The 435-nt window shown below is 34.7% G+C and carries 1 protein-coding gene; it reads left to right on the top strand.

Going from position 1 to position 435, the window contains the following annotated elements:
• On the top strand, positions 1 to 435 hold a 435-nt coding region (locus AOA60_RS32670), incomplete at both ends, for a hypothetical protein (protein ID WP_158235033.1).

Below are 435 nucleotides of genomic sequence, written 5' to 3'. Positions count from 1 at the left end.
GGGAGAATTAAAAGCACAAATAACCAAAAGCAATTCTGAACTAGCTAGAATTTCGTCTTCTGTTAATTTAAATTCTGGTGAATCTTATTCTGTTTTTGGAGAAGATTTCTTTAATGTTGAAGATTACGAAAAAATAAGATTTTCGGTAAGGGGTGATTTTAGTAGCGCAGGAACTTCTAAAGTAGTTGTAAATCATAGAACTTGGGAAGGGGATTCTTCTTTAGTTGAATCAGAAACTGTAACTATACCTGGAGAATTCATTACTTTCGAAATAACTCCAAAATCGTCATTTATAGAAATTTTAGTTGTTAACGAAGGGACGACAAACCGAACTATTATTAGACTTTCTGTGAGAGGGATAAAAGCTGGTTCTGGTTCTTCAGATGGGAGGATAAAAGGAAGCGACATTGCCGTACCTGTAGATATCCAATATGC

It is taken from the genome of Pseudomonas sp. 2822-17, from assembly GCF_002742485.1.
Lineage (GTDB): Bacteria > Pseudomonadota > Gammaproteobacteria > Pseudomonadales > Pseudomonadaceae > Aquipseudomonas > Aquipseudomonas cyclaminis.
This window is presented reverse-complemented; position numbering and strand designations above follow the sequence as displayed.